The organism is Serratia sp. CoH_122_TC_1, from assembly GCF_058191755.1.
This window is the reverse complement of record NZ_JBXWLA010000011.1, coordinates 155,766-175,383: the sequence shown is the minus strand read 5'-3', so window position 1 is coordinate 175,383 and position 19,618 is coordinate 155,766. Positions and strand designations below refer to the sequence as shown.

Sequence of the window (19,618 nt, the reverse complement as noted above, 5' to 3'; positions counted from 1 at the left end):
ACTGAAATTGTGCATATATGTGCGGTAAAAATGCATCGGCGCAGACGGCGCTGCGCCGGAACATGTATAATCCGCGCAACGAGAACCAGGAGCCAAATACGCCCATGAATGCAGAATCATCCAGCCAAGCGCAAAACGTAGACCATCATGAAATCGCCAAGTTCGAGGCCGTTGCCTCACGCTGGTGGGATTTGGAAGGTGAATTCAAACCGCTGCACCGTATCAACCCGTTGCGCCTGAACTACATCCTGCAGCGTGCCGGCGGCATTTTTGACAAAAAAGTGCTCGACGTGGGCTGTGGCGGCGGCATCTTAGCGGAAAGCATGGCACGTGAAGGCGCTCTGGTCACCGGGTTGGACATGGGTGCTGAACCACTGCAGGTCGCTCGGCTGCACGCGTTGGAAAGCGGCATGGCCGTGAATTACATACAGGAAACGGTAGAGAGCCATGCGCAGGCCAACCCGCAACAGTATGATGTCATCACCTGCATGGAAATGCTGGAACACGTCCCCGATCCGGCCTCCGTGGTACGCGCCTGTGCTCACCTGGTGAAACCGGGCGGCCACGTGTTCTTCTCCACCATCAACCGCAACACCAAAGCCTGGCTGATGGCGGTGGTTGGTGCAGAATACATCTTGAAAATGGTGCCGCAGGGTACACACGATCACAAGAAGTTCATTCGCCCTTCTGAACTGATCGGCTGGGTTGATGGCACACCGCTACGCGAAAAACACATGATTGGTCTGCATTACAATCCGATTACCGACCATTTCAAACTGGGTCGTAACGTTGATGTGAACTATATGGTACATACTCAGCACGAAGGCTGAGTCATCCGTCCCGCGCCGGGACTGGCTTGCCAGCTCCGGTGCGCAGCTAACAGTAAGATAAATACCTAATTTATCCGCTTTCGATCAAAATCACCGTTGTAAACAGTTTTTAAGAATATTAAATCAGATCAATATGCCGTTTTTTTCTAACGTTTAATAAAGCGGCAAACGATCACGTTTTTCTGATTATAGGGAAATTCTTATCCCACTTATTGACAAGCTTGTCGCGCCAGTCACAGCGCGCACTTCCAAAGACAAGTCACATTTCACCCCCAAGTTATCCACAAATTAGCCCACTTTTGTTCACTTGCAAACGCCCTGTTTTCTCACTATCTTGTTACCTCACCGACATACACCCCCTATATATAGTGTTTACATACTGAGCAGAGCTACTACACTTCTGCTTAGGGGCACCATACGGACAGGTAAAACACCACATGAACCAAAGTCTGCTTGTAACTAAACGCGATGGCCGTAAAGAGCGCATCAACCTCGACAAAATCCACCGCGTCATCGACTGGGCCGCGGAAGGGTTAAATAACGTCTCGGTTTCTCAAGTAGAGTTGCGTTCCCACATTCAGTTTTATGACGGCATCAAAACTGCTGATATTCATGAAACCATCATCAAAGCTGCAGCCGATCTGATCTCGCGCGATGCGCCGGACTACCAGTATTTGGCAGCACGCCTGGCTATCTTCCACCTGCGCAAAAAAGCTTACGGCCAATTTGAGCCGCCAAAGCTGCTCGATCACGTAGCGCGCATGGTAGAAATGGGCAAGTACGATAAGCATCTGCTGGAAGACTACAGCTCTGAAGAGTTCGAGCAGATGGACTCCTTTATCGATCACTGGCGTGATATGAATTTCTCCTACGCGGCCGTTAAGCAGCTGGAAGGGAAATACCTGGTGCAGAACCGCGTCAGCGGTGAGATCTACGAGAGCGCGCAGTTCTTGTATATCCTGGTGGCAGCTTGCCTGTTCTCCAACTATCCGCGTGAAACCCGTCTGGATTACATCAAACGTTTCTACGACGCGATTTCCACCTTCAAGATTTCATTGCCTACGCCAATCATGTCCGGCGTACGTACCCCAACCCGCCAGTTCAGCTCTTGCGTGCTGATCGAGTGTGGTGACAGCCTGGATTCCATCAACGCGACCTCCAGCGCCATTGTGAAATATGTTTCGCAACGCGCCGGTATCGGTATCAACGCTGGCCGCATCCGCGCGCTGGGTAGCCCGATCCGCGGTGGTGAAGCCTTCCATACCGGCTGTATCCCTTTCTACAAGCATTTCCAGACCGCGGTAAAATCCTGCTCTCAAGGCGGCGTTCGCGGTGGCGCAGCCACCCTGTTCTACCCGATGTGGCATCTGGAAGTTGAAAGCCTGTTGGTACTGAAGAACAACCGTGGCGTTGAAGGCAACCGCGTTCGACACATGGACTATGGCGTGCAGTTGAACCGCCTGATGTACCAGCGCCTGATCAAGGGCCAGGACATCACCCTGTTCAGCCCGTCGGATGTTCCTGGTTTGTATGATGCGTTCTTCGCCAATCAAGACGAATTCGAACGTCTTTACACCCAGTACGAACAAGACGACAGTATTCGTCAGAAACGTGTGAAAGCGGTTGAACTGTTCTCACTGATGATGCAGGAGCGTGCCTCAACCGGCCGTATCTACATCCAGAACGTCGACCACTGCAATACCCACAGCCCGTTTGATCCGCAGATCGCACCGGTGCGCCAGTCTAACCTGTGCCTGGAAATCGCTCTGCCGACCAAGCCGCTGGACGACGTCAACGACGAAAACGGCGAAATCGCCCTGTGTACGCTGTCGGCCTTTAACCTGGGCGCTATCGAAAGCCTGGACGATCTGGAAGAGTTGGCTACCCTGGCAGTACGTGCGCTGGACGCCCTGCTGGACTACCAGGACTACCCAATCAAAGCCGCTCACCGTGGCGCGATGGGCCGCCGTACTTTGGGTATTGGCGTGATCAACTATGCTTACTACCTGGCGAAGAACGGCGTGCGTTACTCTGACGGCAGCGCTAACGCTCTGACCCACAAGACATTCGAAGCTATCCAGTATTACCTGCTGAAGGCATCGAACCGTCTGGCTCAGGAGCAAGGCGCCTGCCCGTGGTTCAATGAAACCACCTATTCGCAGGGTATCTTGCCAATCGACACCTACAAGAAAGATTTGGATGTCATTTGCCAGGAGCCTCTGCACTACGACTGGGAAACGTTGCGTAAAGAGATCGTGGAAACCGGTCTGCGTAACTCCACCCTGTCAGCGCTGATGCCTTCGGAAACCTCTTCGCAGATTTCGAACGCCACCAACGGCATTGAGCCACCACGTGGCCACATCAGTATCAAAGCGTCGAAAGACGGTATTTTGCGCCAGGTAGTGCCAGAATATGAGCGTCTGAAAAACGACTACGAACTGCTGTGGGAAATGCCGAACAACGACGGTTACCTGCAACTGGTCGGTCTGATGCAGAAATTTATCGACCAGTCGATTTCTGCCAACACCAACTATGATCCGACCCGTTTCCCGGGCGGCAAGGTGCCTATGAAGCAGCTGTTGAAAGACCTGCTCACCACCTACAAGTTTGGTGTCAAGACGCTGTATTATCAGAACACCCGCGACGGTGCAGAAGATGTCCAGGAAGATTTGTTGCCGACTAAAGACGGCGATGATGATTGCGAAAGCGGCGCCTGCAAGATCTAAAGTTTGACACAGCGGGCCGGAACTCTTCCGGCCCCTCTTAATTCAGCACGGCACTAATGGATTCAGGCTTATGGCTTACACCACATTTTCTCAGAACAAAAACAATCAGTTACTGGAGCCGATGTTTTTCGGTCAGTCCGTTAACGTTGCACGTTTCGATCAGCAAAAACATGAAATTTTCGAAAAACTGATTGAGAAGCAACTGTCTTTCTTCTGGCGTCCTGAAGAAGTTGACGTCTCCCGTGACCGTATTGACTATCAGGCACTGCCGGATCATGAAAAGCACATTTTCATCAGCAACCTGAAATACCAGACGCTGCTGGACTCGATCCAGGGCCGAAGCCCTAACGTGGCGCTGTTGCCGCTGATCTCGATCCCGGAACTGGAAACCTGGGTGGAAACCTGGTCATTCTCCGAGACCATCCACTCCCGTTCTTACACCCATATTATCCGTAATATCGTCAACGATCCGGCGATCGTGTTTGATGATATCGTCACCAACGAAGAGATCCTCAAGCGCGCGAAAGACATTTCCGGCTACTACGACGATCTGATCGAGATGACGGGTTACTACCACCTCTTGGGGGAAGGCACACACCAGGTCAACGGTAAAACCGTCACCGTCAGCCTGCGTGCGCTGAAAAAACAGCTTTATCTGTGCCTGATGAGCGTCAACGCCCTGGAAGCTATCCGCTTCTATGTCAGCTTCGCCTGTTCATTCGCCTTTGCGGAACGCGAACTGATGGAAGGCAACGCTAAAATCATCAAACTGATCGCCCGTGATGAAGCGTTACACCTGACTGGCACACAGCACATGCTGAACCTGATGCGTTCCGGTGCAGATGACCCGGAAATGGCAGAAATCGCCGTTGAGTGTCAACAGCAGTGCTACGACCTGTTCGTGCTGGCGGCAGAGCAGGAAAAAGAGTGGGCAGAGTACCTGTTCCGTGACGGTTCTATGATCGGCCTGAACAAGGACATCCTGTGTCAGTATGTGGAATACATCACCAATATCCGCATGCAGGCAGTGGGCCTCGGCCTGCCGTTCGCAACCCGCTCTAACCCGATCCCGTGGATCAACGCCTGGTTAGTCTCCGACAACGTCCAGGTTGCGCCGCAGGAAGTGGAAGTCAGTTCCTATTTGGTAGGCCAGATCGACTCGGAAGTGCATGCCGACGACCTGAGCGACTTCGAACTCTAAGCGATGTCATCATCCAATGTGACGCTGCGTACCACAGGTACGCAGCTATCCTGCCCCAAGAATGAACGCAGTCTGCTAGATGTCCTGGAATTGCACAACGTCGAAGTGGAATACCAGTGCCGCTCAGGCTATTGCGGCGCCTGCCGCCTGAAATTGGTAAAAGGCGAAGTGACCTATCACCAACAGCCACTGGCGTTTATCAATGACGGCGAGATCCTGCCCTGCTGCTGCATGCCGCTGACGGACATCGAGCTGGAAATTTGATTTTCAAAAATAACCTTCAATCACCTAAATTATCCGCCTTGCCACACCATGCCCAAGACGAACAGTCTCAAACATGCCTCAATCCCTATATCCTTGTAAAACCCCAGCCCTTACTCGCATTGAGGCCTTTTAGGGGCGTCCCGTAAAATAGCGTGCGGGCGGCTCGCCAAAAGCACGGCGAAACATGGCAATAAAATTACTCGGCGACGCGTAGCCCAGCGCCTCCGCGATCTGCGTGACGGCCTCACCGTTAGCCAACCGGGCCAAGGCATAGGATAATCGGGCCTGTTGCCGCCACTGTGCAAAACTTAACCCGGTTTCTGCCATCATTAACCGCCGTAGGCTGCGCGACGAGATCGCCCCCCATTTTGCCCACTCCTCTAATGAACGGTCACTGCCAGGTTCTTCCAGTAATGCATGCAGAATGCGAGTAAGGCGAGGATGCCGCGGCATCGGTAAATGGAGGGGTTCATCCGGTGCACGGCGTATTTCGTCAAACATCACGGATACCATCCGTTCTTGTTCGGGTTGCAACACGTCGTGTTTTTCCCACGTCACCGCCCGTTTGACCAAGGCCCTGAGAAGTTCGCTGGTGCCAATGACACAGGGCTCTGATGGCAAATCAGTACAAACGTCTGGCGTGATCAGCAGGCTCCAACCGGTCAGAGCACCGCAAACTTGCACTTTATGCACTGTCCCTGGCGGGATCCATCCTGCCCGCTGCGGCGGCAGTACCCAGGAACCTTGTACAGTCTGAACGTGAATCAGCCCCGTCTCGACACAAAACACCTGCCCGCGAGCATGCTGATGCCAGTCGTACTCACGCGTGCCGAGCCGGAACTCCGTGTCTGGCACATCATCGCCGCCAAGAGCAATCAACGATGGCCCCGCCAACCACTCGCTGAAGTCATGTTGATACTGCACGTTTTCATCCCTCACATTGGCCATTAATCACTATTTATAGTCCATATGCCGTTATATCGGCTTTTGCCATGACTCGCATAATGAAATCTTTCCAGAGCGTCACGGCAGTACGCTCACGACCTCAATAGAAAAGAACACATATGGAGAGATGTCATGACAACATTCAGCATTGGAATTGTAGGGGCCGGGCTAGGCGGTTTGTGTCTTGCGCAAGGGTTGCGCAAAACCGGTATCGACGTCGTGATTATTGAGCGCGATGCCACACCGCAGATCCGCAATCAAGGTTATCGGCTACGCGTCGATCCCACAGGCCAACAGGCACTTGCCCGATGCCTGTCGGCTGAACAATACCGACTTTTCTGCGCGACTTGCGCACAAAATCTGGGTGAAAGCCGCTTGCTGGATCCTTTCCTCAACCAACTGCATCATCGCCGCCCTGAACATTGGCTCCCCTCGAGTAAAGTGAAAATGGCAGTGCCCAACGGCGATCTGGCGGTTAATCGGCAAACGCTAAGGGAGATTCTTCTTGATGGCCTGCAAGATCATGTGCGTTTCGGCCAAGCGTTAAGCGCGTTTGAGGAAACGTCTCAGGGCATTGAACTCCAATTGGCAGAAGGGCAAAAGATGCGAGTTGATCTGCTGATTGCGGCCGATGGCATAAATTCAGTGGTGCGCAAACAGTGTTTGCCTCAGGCAGAGCCAGTGGATAGCGATACCATCACGCTCTATGGCAAAACGCCAATAACCGTAGAAACGCAAGCCCAACTCGCGTCGGCCTGGCTGCAAAAGGTTTCCGTGGTTTTCGCCGAGGGTTTTACCCTGGTGATTGAGCCGATGATATTTCAGGCTTCAATGCCACAATTAGCGGCAGAATACGCGCCTCGTTGCCGACTCAGCCCGATAGATAATTATCTTTATTGGGCCTTCATTGGCACGTCATCACGCCTTGGTGGCGCGTTAGCCGATAACGGCATCGAGCTAAAAGAACGGATACTCGCGCTCACCCATGGCTGGGACACGCAGTTACGGGCATTACTGGCACTAAGCGACCCTCTTTCGCTAAGCGCCCGCCCCGTTTATATCGCACAGGATATCCCGCAATGGCCCAATGAACGGGTCAGTTTTTTGGGTGACGCCATACATACCATGAGCCCTGCGGGTGGATTGGGGGCAAATACCGCTCTGGCTGATGCCGCCAACCTGGCTGATTGCCTGAGCAGCACCAGGACCGTACAGCAAGGCATCGCGGCATTGAGGGGCTATGAGCAGGAAATGAGGGACCGTGCGCAACGCGCTATGCAGTTATCGCGTCAGGCATCGGCGCGGCTATCATTGGGCACTGTACCCGCAGCCTAAAAAACGAATGGGGGAAAATCCCCCATTCGGCGCATCACTCAATACTCTCGACGATTTCCAGCCAAGCGTTCTTGCCACACACGGGCCCACCGTTCAGCCAACGTCGTAACATGTCCAACGCCAGCATTGCGACCGACTCCTGCCGCAGCCGTAAATGGTGACGTGCAGCCCGATAACGCACCGTCTGCCCCATACCGCCTTTCGGCGTATGTAGCACCACGCTGACCTGATCACCGCGCATGGCACTGACGGCCAACGCCAGTTGCGCCCCGGTCAGCTCAGCCAGCGAACGCGCACGCGCCAGCGTGGTTTCCAGCGTTTCTACACAGTGCGACGGCAATAACTCGCCACCGGCCAGGGGTGCGCCTTCACTCTGCAACTGCAGGTTGATCAACCCGGCGCTAAACTGCTCGCTCAACGCCAGCTTCAACCCCTGCTGGGTCAGCTTCTGCGTCAGCACCGCAGGCAAACCCAGTGTGCCTTCAAACAAGGTGTTGTCAGCGGCGACCTGGCGAACCTTTTCCCACGCCTGTTCCATCGCCGCACGTTGGGTCACCGGGCCAGTGAGCTTCAGTTCAATAATCGGGCTGGAAGAACGGTAACCGAGTACCACATCAGGTGGCAACGGCATGCCGTCCAGCTCCGCAGCCAGATCGCTTTCAGACGTGCCAAAGGTGGTTAAGCGCAGGCACAGCGGCGGTTCAGGCAGCGTAAATCGCTCACGTAAACGCGGCACAATCTGCTGCTCGACCATGACTTTAAATTCAGATGGCACCCCCGGCGTGAAAAACATCATGCATCGGTTCAGTTTCAAGGCAAAACCGCAGGCCGTCCCCACCGGATTGTCGAGCATCTCTGCGTTAGCCGGGATCTGCGCCTGTTTACGATTGGAGGCGGCCATTGGCCGACCACGCTCGGCAAAATAGGCCTCAATGCGGGCCATCCATTCCGCTTGCTCAACCAGCTCAACGCCACAGGCCATCGCCGCCGCCAGGGCGCTGAGATCGTCACTGGTCGGCCCCAATCCCCCGTTAACGATCAGAACATCGGCGATATGGCTGCGCTCCTGCAATGTCTCGATCAAAGAGGAGAGGTTGTCCCCCACGGTTTCACGGCCGCTCATCGGCATGCCCTGCTGGAACAAATAGTCAGCCAACCAGGCAGCGTTGGTATCTACAATTTGCCCGTGTAACACCTCATCACCGGTGCTGAGCATCTCCACCCTTAACATTGATCTCTCCCACATTTTCTGATCTTTCCACTATAGAAGCCCGTAAATAAGTTTTCACTAAGCATCGCCGGATAATTTCTGTCGGAGGCATTTTTTTACGGCATCACGCGGCCCTTAACGGTGTAAATATATCTGAACACCATCCGTAACGCCTGTTTGACACAAAATAATGCATCAACTATCCTGCCGCACTTAGAATAGGTTACCTATAATTTTCCAAAATCTTTTGCTGATAGAGAAAAACGTGAAAAATCGCACGCTTGGCAGTGTTTTTATCGTGGCAGGAACCACCATTGGCGCCGGGATGTTGGCAATGCCGTTGGCGGCAGCAGGTGTAGGCTTCGGCGTCACGCTGGGTCTGCTGGTCGGACTGTGGCTCTTGATGTGCTATACCGCCCTGCTGCTGGTCGAAGTCTATCAGCACGAGCAAGCAGATACCGGCCTGGGGACCCTGGCAAAGCGCTACCTTGGTGGTGGGGGCCAATGGCTAACCAGTTTCAGCATGATGTTTCTGATGTACGCGCTGACCGCCGCCTACATTAGCGGGGCCGGCGAATTGCTGGCGGCCAGTATCAGCCAATGGACCTCACAAGATTTCCCCACCACGTTAGGGGTGTTGCTGTTTACTCTGGTTGCTGGTGGCGTCGTTTGCATCGGCACCCACTCGGTCGATCTGTTTAACCGCATCCTGTTCAGTGCCAAAGTGGTGTTCTTGATCGTCATGCTGGGTTTGATGCTGCCAAATATTCACCAAACCAACCTGATGACGTTACCCCTGGAACAAGGGCTGGCACTGTCTGCCATCCCGGTGATCTTCACTTCATTTGGTTTCCACGGCAGCGTACCTAGCATCGTAAACTACATGGGCGGCAACATCCGCAAACTGCGCTGGGTGTTCATTATCGGCAGCGCCATTCCGTTGATAGCCTATATCTTCTGGCAATTGGCTACCCTCGGTAGCATCAGCTCAACCACCTTCGTCGGTATTTTGGCGCAACAGGCGGGTCTGAACGGTTTATTGCAGGCAGTGCGTGACGTCGTCGCATCGCCACACGTAGAGCTGGCCGTGCATCTGTTTGCCGATCTTGCGTTGGCGACCTCGTTCCTTGGCGTCGCTCTCGGGTTGTTTGATTTCCTCGCCGATTTGTTCAAACGCCAGGATAACGTCCGCGGTCGTCTGCAAACCGGTGCCATCACTTTCCTGCCGCCGTTGGCTTTCGCCCTGTTCTACCCACGTGGCTTTGTACTGGCTCTGGGTTTTGCCGCCATTGCGCTGGCGATATTGGCGTTGCTGCTGCCGTCGCTGTTGGTATGGAAAACACGCCAGCAGCATCAAGCAAAATACCGTGTTTGGGGTGGGACGCCTGCATTGGCGTTGGTGTTTGTCTGCGGGATTACGGTGATTGCCATTCAGTTGGGCATCGCCAGCGGCATATTGCCTGCGGTGGGGTGATCGATTGTCAGTAAAACAAGGGGCCCACTGGGCCCCTTGTCGTTTGGATCAGAAGCTCAGACCAACACCGACATACGGGCCATCGGCCAAGGTGTTGTCACGACGCCCATCCTTTCCTTCCATCTTCATGTAGCGGTAACCCACATCCACACTCAGCGGACGGAAGATATTCCAGCGCAGGCCGCCGCTGGCTTCGTTGTAGGCCTTCACGCCGCTGGTCAGCGAGTCTGGTGCAAAATAGCCTTCGCCATGCAGGCTGAAGTAACGGTTGATGGCCCAATCCAGACCACCACCCAATGCTACTGCACCACCGCTTTTACCGTCTTTCGGGCTCAGATACAGTGCCTTACCGCCTACCGTCGCGGTCAACGGCCCCAGTGGCAGGCCGAAATTCAACCCCAGGCTACCAACGTTGCCGTCATGGTCACTGCGCGCCCAGTTGCCTGTTAATCCCAACCCGGAAGTGCCGGTATCCTGGCCAAAGCCAAGATTGGTGTAATGCTGCCCGGCCTCGCCCGACAGGCTAAGCGCACTCGCTGCACCCGTCACAAACAGCATGCTTGCTGCGCAGGCGACCAACGTCTTTTTCATCATCTATCCCTCTTGCTACTTCATCCATTACGGACGATATGAGTTAACCCGTAATAATACCGTCACGAGTCTATACCAAAGCACAACCAGTCTTTAAGGGATAAAGGCGAAAAAATCCTTAATTAATCAAATGAATGTAAAGTTGTGCAAACAAAGGCATCACCCTTGATGGCAATGACAACGATAACTCAGACCTATTTGCCGCGAGCGTTCAATAGGTCTACAACTAGTAGTGGCATTAACCGAGGTCAGGGTAAGCCCCCTTGCAGGATTATATGATGAATGCTTAAGCCACCCGAGTTTTACTCGATTGCAATACGATAAGGAGCAAGTAATGAGCAAGAAAGGACTGACTACTGCAGCCGGCGCACCGGTTGTCGATAATAATAACGTGATTACCGCAGGTAAACGCGGTCCGATGCTGCTACAGGACGTGTGGTTCCTGGAAAAGCTGGCCCATTTCGACCGTGAAGTTATCCCTGAACGCCGCATGCACGCCAAGGGATCCGGTGCCTACGGCACGTTCACCGTCACTCACGATATTACCCAGTACACCCGCGCAAAAATCTTCTCTGAAATCGGCAAGCAAACCGACATGTTTATCCGCTTCTCTACCGTTGCCGGTGAGCGCGGTGCCGCGGATGCCGAACGCGACATTCGTGGTTTCGCCATGAAGTTTTATACCGAGGAAGGCAATTGGGATCTGGTGGGTAACGACACGCCGGTCTTCTATCTGCGCGACCCACTGAAATTCCCCGATCTCAACCACGTGGTCAAACGCGATCCCCGCACTAATCTGCGCAATCCAACCTACAAGTGGGATTTCTTCTCGCTGTCACCGGAAAGTTTGCACCAGTTGACCATAGATTTCAGCGACCGCGGCATCCCGAAATCCTATCGTCATATGCACGGCTTCGGCAGCCATACTTTCAGTTTTATCAATGCCAACAACGAGCGTTTTTGGGTGAAATTCCATTTCCGCTGCGAACAAGGCATTGAAAACCTGATGGATGATGAAGCGGAAGCCATCATCGCCAAAGACCGTGAAAGTTCGCAACGGGATCTCTATGAGGCCATCGAACGGGGTGATTACCCACGCTGGAAACTGCAAATCCAGATTATGCCGGAACACGAAGCCTCACAGACCCCGTATAACCCGTTCGATCTGACCAAAGTCTGGCCGCACGGCGACTACCCGTTAATCGACGTCGGTTTCTTCGAACTGCACCGCAACCCGGAAAACTACTTCTCAGAAGTGGAACAGGTGGCTGTAAATCCGGCCAACGTGGTGCCAGGCATCAGCTTCTCGCCGGACAAAATGCTACAGGGGCGTCTGTTCTCTTACGGGGATGCGCACCGTTATCGTCTGGGCGTGAACCATCACCAGATCCCGGTCAACAGCCCGAAATGCCCGTTCCACAATTATCATCGTGACGGTGCCATGCGGGTGGATGGCAATAGCGGCAACGGCGCAACCTATGAGCCAAACAGCTTCGGTTTGTTCCAGGAGCAACCGGACTTTAGCGAACCGCCATTGAGCATTGAAGGGGCAGCCGACCACTGGAACCATCGTGAAGACGATGATTACTACAGCCAACCGCGCGCACTCTTCAACCTGCTGAGCGCCGAAGAGCATGAGCGCATGTTTACCCGCATCGCCGGGGAGCTGTCGCAAGTGCCGGAACAGATCCAACGTCGTCAGGTTGACTTGTTTACTAAAGTGCATCCGAACTACGGTGCAGGTGTAGCCAAAGCACTTGGCCTGAAATAGCCCCCTCCGTGATCATTTAGGCCGCCTTTCGGCGGCCTTTCTTAGCGACCTGCTATCTGTTGCGCCACCCATTGTTGCAACTGCCGGCGCGATACTTTAATACTACTGCTTTTCAATTCGGTTGGCATCGCCAACAGCGCCATCGGCCGCTGGAAATTCACTAATCGCTCCTGCGACCAGGCCAGCAGCGCTTCCAACGACAGGGGCTCTTCGCTGTCGATCACCGCCACCGGTCGTTGACCAAACTCAGCGTCATTCACAGGCACCACCACCACCATGGAAATCTGCGGGTGAGCCGACAACACGCGCTCAATATCCTCTGGCTGAACGCCTTCTCCACCACTGAAAAACAGATTGTCCAATCGCCCGAGGATCCGTAACTCACCCTGTTCCATCACGCCGCGATCGCGCGTATGGAACCAGCCTTGATCATCGGCAAGGGGCTGTAAGGTGCCGTTCTGCCAATATCCCCGCGCCAGGCTCTGCGCACGGATCCAGACCTCTTCATTGACCAGCTTAATTTCCCGTCCTGCCAGCGGCACCCCAACGCCAGGCCGTGCATCAGCGCGTTTGGCACAGACGGTGGATGCAAGCTCGGTCAGACCATAGCCACACCAGCAGCGAATGCCCAGCGCTTCCGCCTGTTCGGTCAGTTCTACCGGGATCATCGCGCCACCAAGCAGCACTTTTTTCAACGTCAGTGACGCTAAGGGTTGCGTCAGCAGGCGCCAAAGCTGAGTCGGCACCAGGGATGCATGTGTACATCCCGCTAACGCGTCAGCCAGCAGATGCATGTCGCGGACGACCAATCCACCACCGGCCGTCAACCAACGCCAGACAATGCCCTGACCGGAGACGTGAAACAACGGCAATGACAACAGCCAACGATCCTGAGCTTGGAAATCCATCAGCTGCAACACACCTTCGGCACTGGCAATATGCGCGGCATAGCTGTGCGCAGCCGCTTTTGGCGTGCCGCTGGAGCCGGAAGTCAACGTCAATGTCGCCAACCGCTGGGCATCCCAGCGCGGCGAATTCAGCCAACGGTGCTCAGTCGAGGGTGGGTTTAAACGGATGACCTTTGCCGGTAATGTCGGCAAAAGATCTGGGCTGAAGGCAAAATCCATATCCAGCTCGAGCAGCAGCGTTGTCAGCAGAGCATCTGGTAACGCCGGGTTGAGCGGCAACAGCCGTGCACCACACTGTAACAGCGCCAGATAGGCTAACAGCAGTGGATAGCTGTTCTTGCCACATAGCGCAACGCCACAGCCAGGCTCAACGCCCTGATGTTGAAAGTCTGCCGCCAGTTTGTCCACCTGACGCCGCAATGCCAACCAACTAAGCGGCTGATGACCGACTATCACCGCCGTGGCCTGCGGGCGTCGCTGCGCCCAATGCCGCCACGGCCAGTCGTTTAACTGTGCCATACACACTCCAACGCCTGCCGGTCCAGCAGTGGCAGCGTGCTGTCTGGCCAGCGCCGCAACAGTTGAGCCTGCATCAAATCAAGCGTGTCGAGACCGGGGACCGTGGCCGGTGTCAGCCAGTGCGCAATGCGTGCCAACTGCGTTAGCCCCAGACTCGATTCAATACTGGAGCTGATCACTGCCGTTAACCCTGCCGCATGCGCCTGGTCCACCAGCGCACGACAGCGTGCCAGACTGCCGACCAACGTCGGTTTAATCACGATCGCCGCTACGCCCGGCTCGGCCTCCACCACGAAGTCAGGCTCACGCACACTTTCATCCCAGGCGATGGCAATGCCGGTTGCCCGAGCGAAATCCCGTGATTCATCACGGGTTTTGCAAGGTTCCTCAAGGAAGGCAATGCGTTCGCGCAGAGCCGGAGCCACATATTTAGCGAACCCATCCGCCTTGACCCGCGTCCAACTGCGGTTGGCGTCCAGCCGCAGTCTGAGATCCGGCAGCGCCTCCAACAGCACGTTAACGATCATACCGTCACGTACTGCCTCATACAGCCCGACCTTCACCTTCGCCACCTTCTCGCCCGGTAAAGCCGTCAGCACCGCAAACAATTCATCGGGATCGCCCGAACACAACGGCGCTTTGCGGTAGTCAGCCTGCAGCGGCAGCCGCTGTTCCAGCTCCGCCAGCGCACAGCTTGTGCCAAATGCCACCGAGGGTAACAGGCTGTCTGGCGGCAATACTCCGGCCTGCCAACACTGTACCCAGTTCAGCGTGTCTTGCTCGGCTTGCGCCAGCGTTTCCTGGCTAAATTCCGGTAAGGGCGCGATCTCCCCCCAGCCTTCCTGCTCACCTTGTTGCAGATGGATCAGTAAACCGTCACGGGTTTTCAACCGCTGGTTGCGCAGCACCACGCCAGCGTCCATCGGCAGGCTGTAACGGTAAACAGCGGCGTTACGGATAGGGGAAATCATTACGGATTGCGCTTGAATTTGCTGAAGTCCGGCTGACGCTTTTCGTTAAATGCGTTGCGCCCTTCCTGGCCTTCATCAGTCATGTAGAACAGCATGGTGGCATTCCCCGCCAGCTCTTGCAGACCAGCCTGTCCATCACAGTCGGCATTCAAGGCCGCTTTCAGACAACGCAGCGCCATCGGGCTGTTTTGCAGCATTTCACGACACCAGCGTACGGTTTCTTTTTCCAGGTCTGCCAACGGCACTACGGTATTGACCAGGCCCATATCCAGGGCGGCTGCGGCATCATACTGGCGGCACAAGAACCAAATCTCACGCGCCTTCTTCTGGCCAACAATGCGCGCCATATAAGACGCACCCCATCCGCCGTCGAACGAGCCCACTTTCGGGCCGGTCTGGCCGAAAATAGCATTGTCTGCGGCAATGGTCAGATCGCACATCATATGCAGTACATGACCGCCCCCGATCGAATAACCGGCCACCATTGCCACAACCGGTTTCGGGCAAGTGCGGATCTGGCGCTGGAAATCGAGCACGTTCAGGTGATGCACACCACTTTCATCTTGGTAGCCGCCGTAGTCACCGCGCACTTTCTGGTCACCACCGGAGCAGAAGGCTTTGTCGCCCGCACCGGTCAGGATAATGGTACCGATGCCGTCGTCATAACGCGCGTTGGATAGCGCCTCAATCATCTCTTTTACCGTGTGCGGTCGGAACGCATTACGCACCTGTGGACGGTTGATGGTGATTTTAGCAATGCCGTCGCTGGACTTGTGATACAGGATGTCTTCGAAATCACCGGAGCAATCCTGCCAGTCGATGGCGGCATACAGTTGTTCTTCATTCGGATAGAGCATGTTCTGTTCCTTTAACCAGGGTTAACGAGAAAGTCGTGCAGCTCAGCGGCGAAATCCTGCGGATTGGCCAGATGCGAGTTATGCCCGGCCTGTGGCACGATGCGTAACGGCAACTCAGCGTCGCGCGCCAGCTGTTGAAATTTGTGATCATCCGCGCCACACAGCACCACCAGCGGGACCGTCAGTTGCTGCAATTGCGGTACCAGGTAAGGCTGCTTGCCCAGCGATGTGGCCTCCAGCATGTCCGCGACCGCTGGGCCGGAATTATCAGACCGGGCGTCTATCAGCGCAGTACGGTGCACCGCACTGAGATTGGCGAAAACGGGCTGTTGATACCAGTCAGCCAGAACCTGTGCGATAGGTTCGCGACGAAAACGCTCGGCCCAGGCAGCATCATGTGCCAAGCGTTGAGCTCGCAGCGCAGTGTCAGCCAGCCCTGGGTTGCCGCCTTCAATAACCACGCCCTGAAGGCCGGTAGTTTCCCCGTAGCACGCGTGATACATGGCAATGCGCCCGCCGAGTGAATAGCCCACCAGCCAATAGCGCTCGATACCATGCATCTGCAAGGTAGCGCTGATCTGCGCACTGATATCGTCAAAGCTGTTACAGGCCACCGCGACGGAGTCTCCGTGGCCGGGTAAGTCGATCGCCAGTGATGGCCACTCAGGGCAGCGAGAGGCAATCACCCGCCATTCATTATTGTTGCCCAACATGCCGTGCAGCCAGATCAACCATGGGCGATCGGCCTCGCCCTGTTGCAATACCTTTGTTGCCAGCATTATTGCTCCGCCATCAATTGCACCAGATGCTGAAGTGTTTGCGCACCATCGCTCGGTGGCACCTGCAGTTCAATCAGCGTAGCGCCGCTGTGGCGCCAGCCCTGCTCCACCGCTTGCAGCAACTGCCCCCAGTTTTCCGGACAGGCGTAAGCGAGGTGGAACATTGCCGCCGCATGGCTGAACTCGACATCCTGCGGCATACAGTAAAACCGCTCTCGATCTTCTTGCGGCGTGGGCAGCAGTGAGAAAATTTGGCCGCCATTGTTGTTGACCACAATCAACACCGTCGGCGCAGAACATTGACGCAGCAGCGCCAACGCATTCAGGTCGTACAGCGCGGACAGATCACCGACCACGGCCAGCGTTGGTTTGGCGGTCGCCCGTTGTACCCCTGCGGCGGTAGAAATCAGCCCGTCAATGCCACTGGCACCGCGATTGCTAAATACCGAGTAACCGGCCGGCAAGCGGGTCAGCGCATCAATCAGCCGGACAATCAGGCTATTGCCGAGAAACAGTTGGCCATTTTCCGGTAACAACTCCGGTAAACGGTGCGCCAACTGCGCTTCACCAAAGCGGTTGACCAAATGACCGGAAACGGCATCCAATGCCCTGTCTGCCAGCGCCGCCAGCTCGTCAGCCCACGGGGAACGCGGCTGCGCCGGATGCAGCTCAAGCCACTGCGCCACGCTGGAACGGATCCTGCGGCCCCGGTGATGTGCCGGATCGAGCCGTCCCGGTAAATCGTCGATCAGCCAATACTCCGCCGGTCGGCATTGTTCCTGCCACTGCAATAGACGTTTGCCGGTCAGGCTACTACCGAACTGCACCACCAGTTGCGCTTCGGCCAACACTTTCTGCGCTTGCGGCTGAGCCAGCCACAAATCGGCGCAGGGCAGTGGTTGTCCGGTTTGGGACAGCACGTCACCGATCAGCGGCCAACCGAGCATGTCTGCCCATTGTGCCAGCTGCTCGCCTTCTTCCGCGCTCATACGCCCAGCCACCACCACGCCACGTTTTTGCCGCCAGAAGAACCAGTCCGGCTGCTTGAGCACCACGTGTGGATCCACTTCTCTCAGCCAGGGTTGGCTGTCTTGCCACCAGTCACCGAGCGCCGCGGACCAATCCGCATACTGTTGCTCATCACCGCCATACAGGGGTTCGGCAAACGGGCAATTAATGTGCAATGCACCGTGCTGCAAACGTGCCATTGCGCTGTCGACAGTAGACACTAACCAACGGGCGGGAATGTCAGGCGTCGGGCGGGGCAAATCGATATTCAGCGACGGGTGGCTGGCATACAGGCCGTTTTGGCGGATCGCCTGATTGGCGCCGCAGTTGATCAACTCAGGGGGGCGGTCAGCGGTAAGAAACACCAGCCGCTCGCCAGTCAGGCCGGCTTCGATCAGGGAAGGATAAAGGTTGGCGGCTGCGGTACCGGAGGTCACAATCACCGCGACCGGTTCCCGTGACGCCTTGGCCAGACCAAGCGCCAAATGGCCCAGCCCGCGCTCATCAAAATGGGTATGGCAGATAAAAGACTTGTTAGCCGCCGCAGCCAGCGTCAACGGTGTCGAGCGCGATCCCGGAGCGATACAGACATGCCGCACCCCATGGCGAGCTAGCGCTTCCAACAGCAACGCCGCCCACCGGCGATTAAAAACACTTGTCGACATAATTCGCTCACAAGTCGGTTAACAGAATCTGCCTTTGGCGCGTGCCGATTGGCAGCATGCCAAAAATGATGTTCTGCATTATATGAGTAGTTATCTTTACGACTTTTGCGCCAGCGCAAAAACGCCGTATATCCCGGTGACTTTATGGTAGACAATCAATTGATTTAGAACAAAAAATAAACACAAAAATCACAAGCAGTTTACACTCCCGGCAGCATCCACTCAATAAATCCGGATCATAAGCAGGGAAATTCAGCTCAACGCATCGGGTTGCAATAGCGTCAGCAGTCCGGCGGCCTTGTTTTCGATTTCTTGCCATTCTTCTGCCGGATCGGAACCTGCCACAATGCCGGCACCGGCATACAGACGTAAGGCTTTCTCATCGACTTGTGCACAGCGCAACGCCACGCAAAATTCACTGCGGGGAAAGGACAGGTAGCCGGCAGAACCGGCATACCAAGCACGGGAAAAAGGTTCATGTTGCAGGATAAACTCACGTGCAGCCTGGCGTGGTAAGCCAGCCACCGCGGCCGTTGGCTGCAAGCGTTGCAGGCAATCGGCGTCGCTACTGTGGTTGAGACGGCCTTCAATACGCCGCCGCAGGTGTTGCACCTTACGTAAACGCACTACTTCAGGCGGCAAGACATCCACCGCGTCGGCACCGCCTTGCAAGCGCTGGCAGATATCATCTACCACCAGTAAATTTTCATGCTGATTCTTACCGTCTTGCAGCAACCACTGCGCTAATGCCTGCGCCTGTTGCCGATCGGGGTGATTGGCCACCGTACCTGCCAGCGCCTCAGTCAGCAAAAGGCGCCCTTCGCGCCGATACAGTCTTTCCGGGCTAGAGCCAAGGAATGCGCGGCATGCATCAAACCGCAACATATAATGGTAGCAACGGTGATTCACCTGCCGGCTGGCATCCATCATTGCCGGAGCAGACAGCGGGCTATCCAGCGTTAATAGCGTACTGCGTGCTAACACCACCTTTTCCATCTGCTGACTGTCGATGGCCTGTAACGCTTCATGCAACATCGCTTCCCAGCCGGCGCGTTCCGGCTGATGCCGAACCTGATCCACCTGCACTTTTAAGGGTGTGATGGGCACGGCTGCTAGCAGTTGATCCAGCCACTGGCTGGCCAACGCCGCATCGTCACGCAGCGCGTTCTCAGAAAACAGATTGAGCGTTAAGTGCGCATCCTCGCCACCATTCCATATTTCCAGCCGAGGCAAAAATAAATACGCAGCGCCATCAAAAGCGTTCAGCCCCCATACGCGTGCGTTCTGATGGGTTCTGAGAAAACTTTGCGCCTGCTGAGGCTGGGTGAATTGAAGCACTGCACCGCACACCGCGGCTTCTTCATGCCCATCGCGATGGCGCCAATAAAACTGCGGGAATGCCGGCTGTGCCGCCAGCCACTCCAGCAAGTGGTTGGCCAACGGCGCCGGAACAGGAAGTGAACGTTGCTGGAAACCGCCATCAGCAGGTACATCGTGTTCAAGCTGCTGGCGTAAGCGCCCTAACAATGCAGAGAGTTGTTCCACAGCGACCTCAATAACCAAA

Annotated in this window: 16 protein-coding genes; 7 read left to right on the top strand and 9 right to left on the bottom strand. The window is 55.4% G+C overall.

Annotated elements, in window-relative coordinates:
- The first annotated feature begins 104 nt into the window (after positions 1-104).
- The 4 genes from ubiG to yfaE all read left to right on the top strand — a co-directional run bounded on the left by ubiG (position 105) and on the right by yfaE (position 5,021).
- Positions 105-830, top strand: coding sequence for a bifunctional 2-polyprenyl-6-hydroxyphenol methylase/3-demethylubiquinol 3-O-methyltransferase UbiG (gene ubiG / locus AC2FC2_RS15845; RefSeq protein WP_209638981.1), 726 nt, complete (start codon positions 105-107; stop codon positions 828-830).
- Between the two features lie 437 nt (positions 831-1,267).
- A complete protein-coding gene (gene nrdA / locus AC2FC2_RS15840; protein WP_490659503.1) occupies positions 1,268-3,556 on the top strand; it encodes a class 1a ribonucleoside-diphosphate reductase subunit alpha in 2,289 nt (762 codons plus the stop codon).
- 70 nt (positions 3,557-3,626) lie between these two features.
- Positions 3,627-4,757, top strand: a complete 1,131-nt coding sequence (gene nrdB / locus AC2FC2_RS15835) for a class Ia ribonucleoside-diphosphate reductase subunit beta (protein ID WP_265555726.1) — start codon at positions 3,627-3,629, stop codon at positions 4,755-4,757.
- Positions 4,758-4,760: 3 nt separating this feature from the next.
- Positions 4,761-5,021, top strand: coding sequence for a class I ribonucleotide reductase maintenance protein YfaE (gene yfaE / locus AC2FC2_RS15830; RefSeq protein WP_209638975.1), 261 nt, complete (start codon positions 4,761-4,763; stop codon positions 5,019-5,021).
- Positions 5,022-5,150: 129 nt separating this feature from the next.
- Here the strand turns inward: yfaE and AC2FC2_RS15825 are convergent, their stop codons facing one another.
- Positions 5,151-5,945, bottom strand: coding sequence for an AraC family transcriptional regulator (locus AC2FC2_RS15825; RefSeq protein ID WP_490659502.1), 795 nt, complete (start codon positions 5,943-5,945; stop codon positions 5,151-5,153).
- A gap of 153 nt (positions 5,946-6,098) precedes the next feature.
- Here AC2FC2_RS15825 and AC2FC2_RS15820 point away from each other — a divergent pair, with 153 nt between their 5' ends.
- Entirely contained in the window at positions 6,099-7,301 is a 1,203-nt protein-coding gene (locus tag AC2FC2_RS15820) for an FAD-dependent oxidoreductase (RefSeq protein WP_490659501.1), read from the top strand.
- Positions 7,302-7,335: 34 nt separating this feature from the next.
- Here AC2FC2_RS15820 and AC2FC2_RS15815 read toward each other — a convergent pair whose 3' ends face one another.
- The gene (locus AC2FC2_RS15815) at positions 7,336-8,532 is read right to left on the bottom strand and encodes a nicotinamide mononucleotide deamidase-related protein YfaY (RefSeq protein WP_265555719.1); all 1,197 of its coding nucleotides are present in this window, start codon (positions 8,530-8,532) and stop codon (positions 7,336-7,338) included.
- Positions 8,533-8,776: 244 nt separating this feature from the next.
- Here AC2FC2_RS15815 and tyrP point away from each other — a divergent pair, with 244 nt between their 5' ends.
- A complete protein-coding gene (gene tyrP / locus AC2FC2_RS15810) occupies positions 8,777-9,985 on the top strand; it encodes a tyrosine transporter TyrP (RefSeq protein ID WP_209638967.1) in 1,209 nt (402 codons plus the stop codon).
- 48 nt (positions 9,986-10,033) lie between these two features.
- Here the strand turns inward: tyrP and AC2FC2_RS15805 are convergent, their stop codons facing one another.
- Entirely contained in the window at positions 10,034-10,576 is a 543-nt protein-coding gene (locus tag AC2FC2_RS15805; protein ID WP_209639052.1) for a YfaZ family outer membrane protein, read from the bottom strand.
- Between the two features lie 334 nt (positions 10,577-10,910).
- On the opposite strand from AC2FC2_RS15805, the gene katA reads away from it, so the two are divergent.
- Positions 10,911-12,347, top strand: a complete 1,437-nt coding sequence (gene katA / locus AC2FC2_RS15800; protein WP_209638965.1) for a catalase KatA — start codon at positions 10,911-10,913, stop codon at positions 12,345-12,347.
- Positions 12,348-12,388: 41 nt separating this feature from the next.
- On the opposite strand, the gene menE is transcribed toward katA, so the two are convergent.
- From menE to menF, 6 genes are all read right to left on the bottom strand, one after another.
- Complete coding sequence (gene menE, locus AC2FC2_RS15795) at positions 12,389-13,774, bottom strand: o-succinylbenzoate--CoA ligase (protein WP_490659500.1); 1,386 nt, start codon at positions 13,772-13,774, stop codon at positions 12,389-12,391.
- On the bottom strand, positions 13,762-14,733 hold the full coding sequence (menC, locus tag AC2FC2_RS15790) for an o-succinylbenzoate synthase (protein ID WP_490659526.1): 972 nt from the start codon (positions 14,731-14,733) through the stop codon (positions 13,762-13,764). Before menC ends, menE begins: the two co-directional genes overlap by 13 nt.
- An 11-nt stretch (positions 14,734-14,744) precedes the next feature.
- Positions 14,745-15,602 (bottom strand): 1,4-dihydroxy-2-naphthoyl-CoA synthase, encoded by an 858-nt coding sequence (gene menB / locus AC2FC2_RS15785; protein ID WP_209638961.1) that lies wholly within the window; start codon positions 15,600-15,602, stop codon positions 14,745-14,747.
- An 11-nt stretch (positions 15,603-15,613) separates the two neighbouring features.
- Complete coding sequence (gene menH / locus AC2FC2_RS15780) at positions 15,614-16,381, bottom strand: 2-succinyl-6-hydroxy-2,4-cyclohexadiene-1-carboxylate synthase (protein ID WP_209638959.1); 768 nt, start codon at positions 16,379-16,381, stop codon at positions 15,614-15,616.
- Positions 16,381-18,054 (bottom strand): 2-succinyl-5-enolpyruvyl-6-hydroxy-3-cyclohexene-1-carboxylic-acid synthase, encoded by a 1,674-nt coding sequence (menD, locus tag AC2FC2_RS15775; protein ID WP_490659499.1) that lies wholly within the window; start codon positions 18,052-18,054, stop codon positions 16,381-16,383. The genes menH and menD overlap by 1 nt, the downstream gene beginning before the upstream one ends.
- Before the next feature lie 252 nt (positions 18,055-18,306).
- Positions 18,307-19,599 carry an isochorismate synthase MenF gene (menF, locus tag AC2FC2_RS15770; RefSeq protein ID WP_490659498.1) on the bottom strand — a complete coding sequence of 431 codons (1,293 nt, stop codon included), beginning with the start codon at positions 19,597-19,599 and terminating at the stop codon, positions 18,307-18,309.
- Between the last annotated feature and the right edge of the window lie 19 nt (positions 19,600-19,618).

Bases quoted from the DNA above. Each gene is read 5' to 3' on its own strand.
- menH (WP_209638959.1), bottom strand. From the start codon at position 16,381: ATGCTGGCAACAAAGGTATTGCAACAGGGCGAGGCCGATCGCCCATGG.
- AC2FC2_RS15805 (WP_209639052.1), bottom strand. From the start codon at position 10,576: ATGAAAAAGACGTTGGTCGCCTGCGCAGCAAGCATGCTGTTTGTGACG.
- nrdB (WP_265555726.1), top strand. From the start codon at position 3,627: ATGGCTTACACCACATTTTCTCAGAACAAAAACAATCAGTTACTGGAG.
- menD (WP_490659499.1), bottom strand. From the start codon at position 18,054: ATGTCGACAAGTGTTTTTAATCGCCGGTGGGCGGCGTTGCTGTTGGAA.
- menB (WP_209638961.1), bottom strand. From the start codon at position 15,602: ATGCTCTATCCGAATGAAGAACAACTGTATGCCGCCATCGACTGGCAG.
- AC2FC2_RS15820 (WP_490659501.1), top strand. From the start codon at position 6,099: ATGACAACATTCAGCATTGGAATTGTAGGGGCCGGGCTAGGCGGTTTG.
- AC2FC2_RS15815 (WP_265555719.1), bottom strand. From the start codon at position 8,532: ATGTTAAGGGTGGAGATGCTCAGCACCGGTGATGAGGTGTTACACGGG.
- ubiG (WP_209638981.1), top strand. From the start codon at position 105: ATGAATGCAGAATCATCCAGCCAAGCGCAAAACGTAGACCATCATGAA.
- menE (WP_490659500.1), bottom strand. From the start codon at position 13,774: ATGGCACAGTTAAACGACTGGCCGTGGCGGCATTGGGCGCAGCGACGC.
- katA (WP_209638965.1), top strand. From the start codon at position 10,911: ATGAGCAAGAAAGGACTGACTACTGCAGCCGGCGCACCGGTTGTCGAT.
- yfaE (WP_209638975.1), top strand. From the start codon at position 4,761: ATGTCATCATCCAATGTGACGCTGCGTACCACAGGTACGCAGCTATCC.
- nrdA (WP_490659503.1), top strand. From the start codon at position 1,268: ATGAACCAAAGTCTGCTTGTAACTAAACGCGATGGCCGTAAAGAGCGC.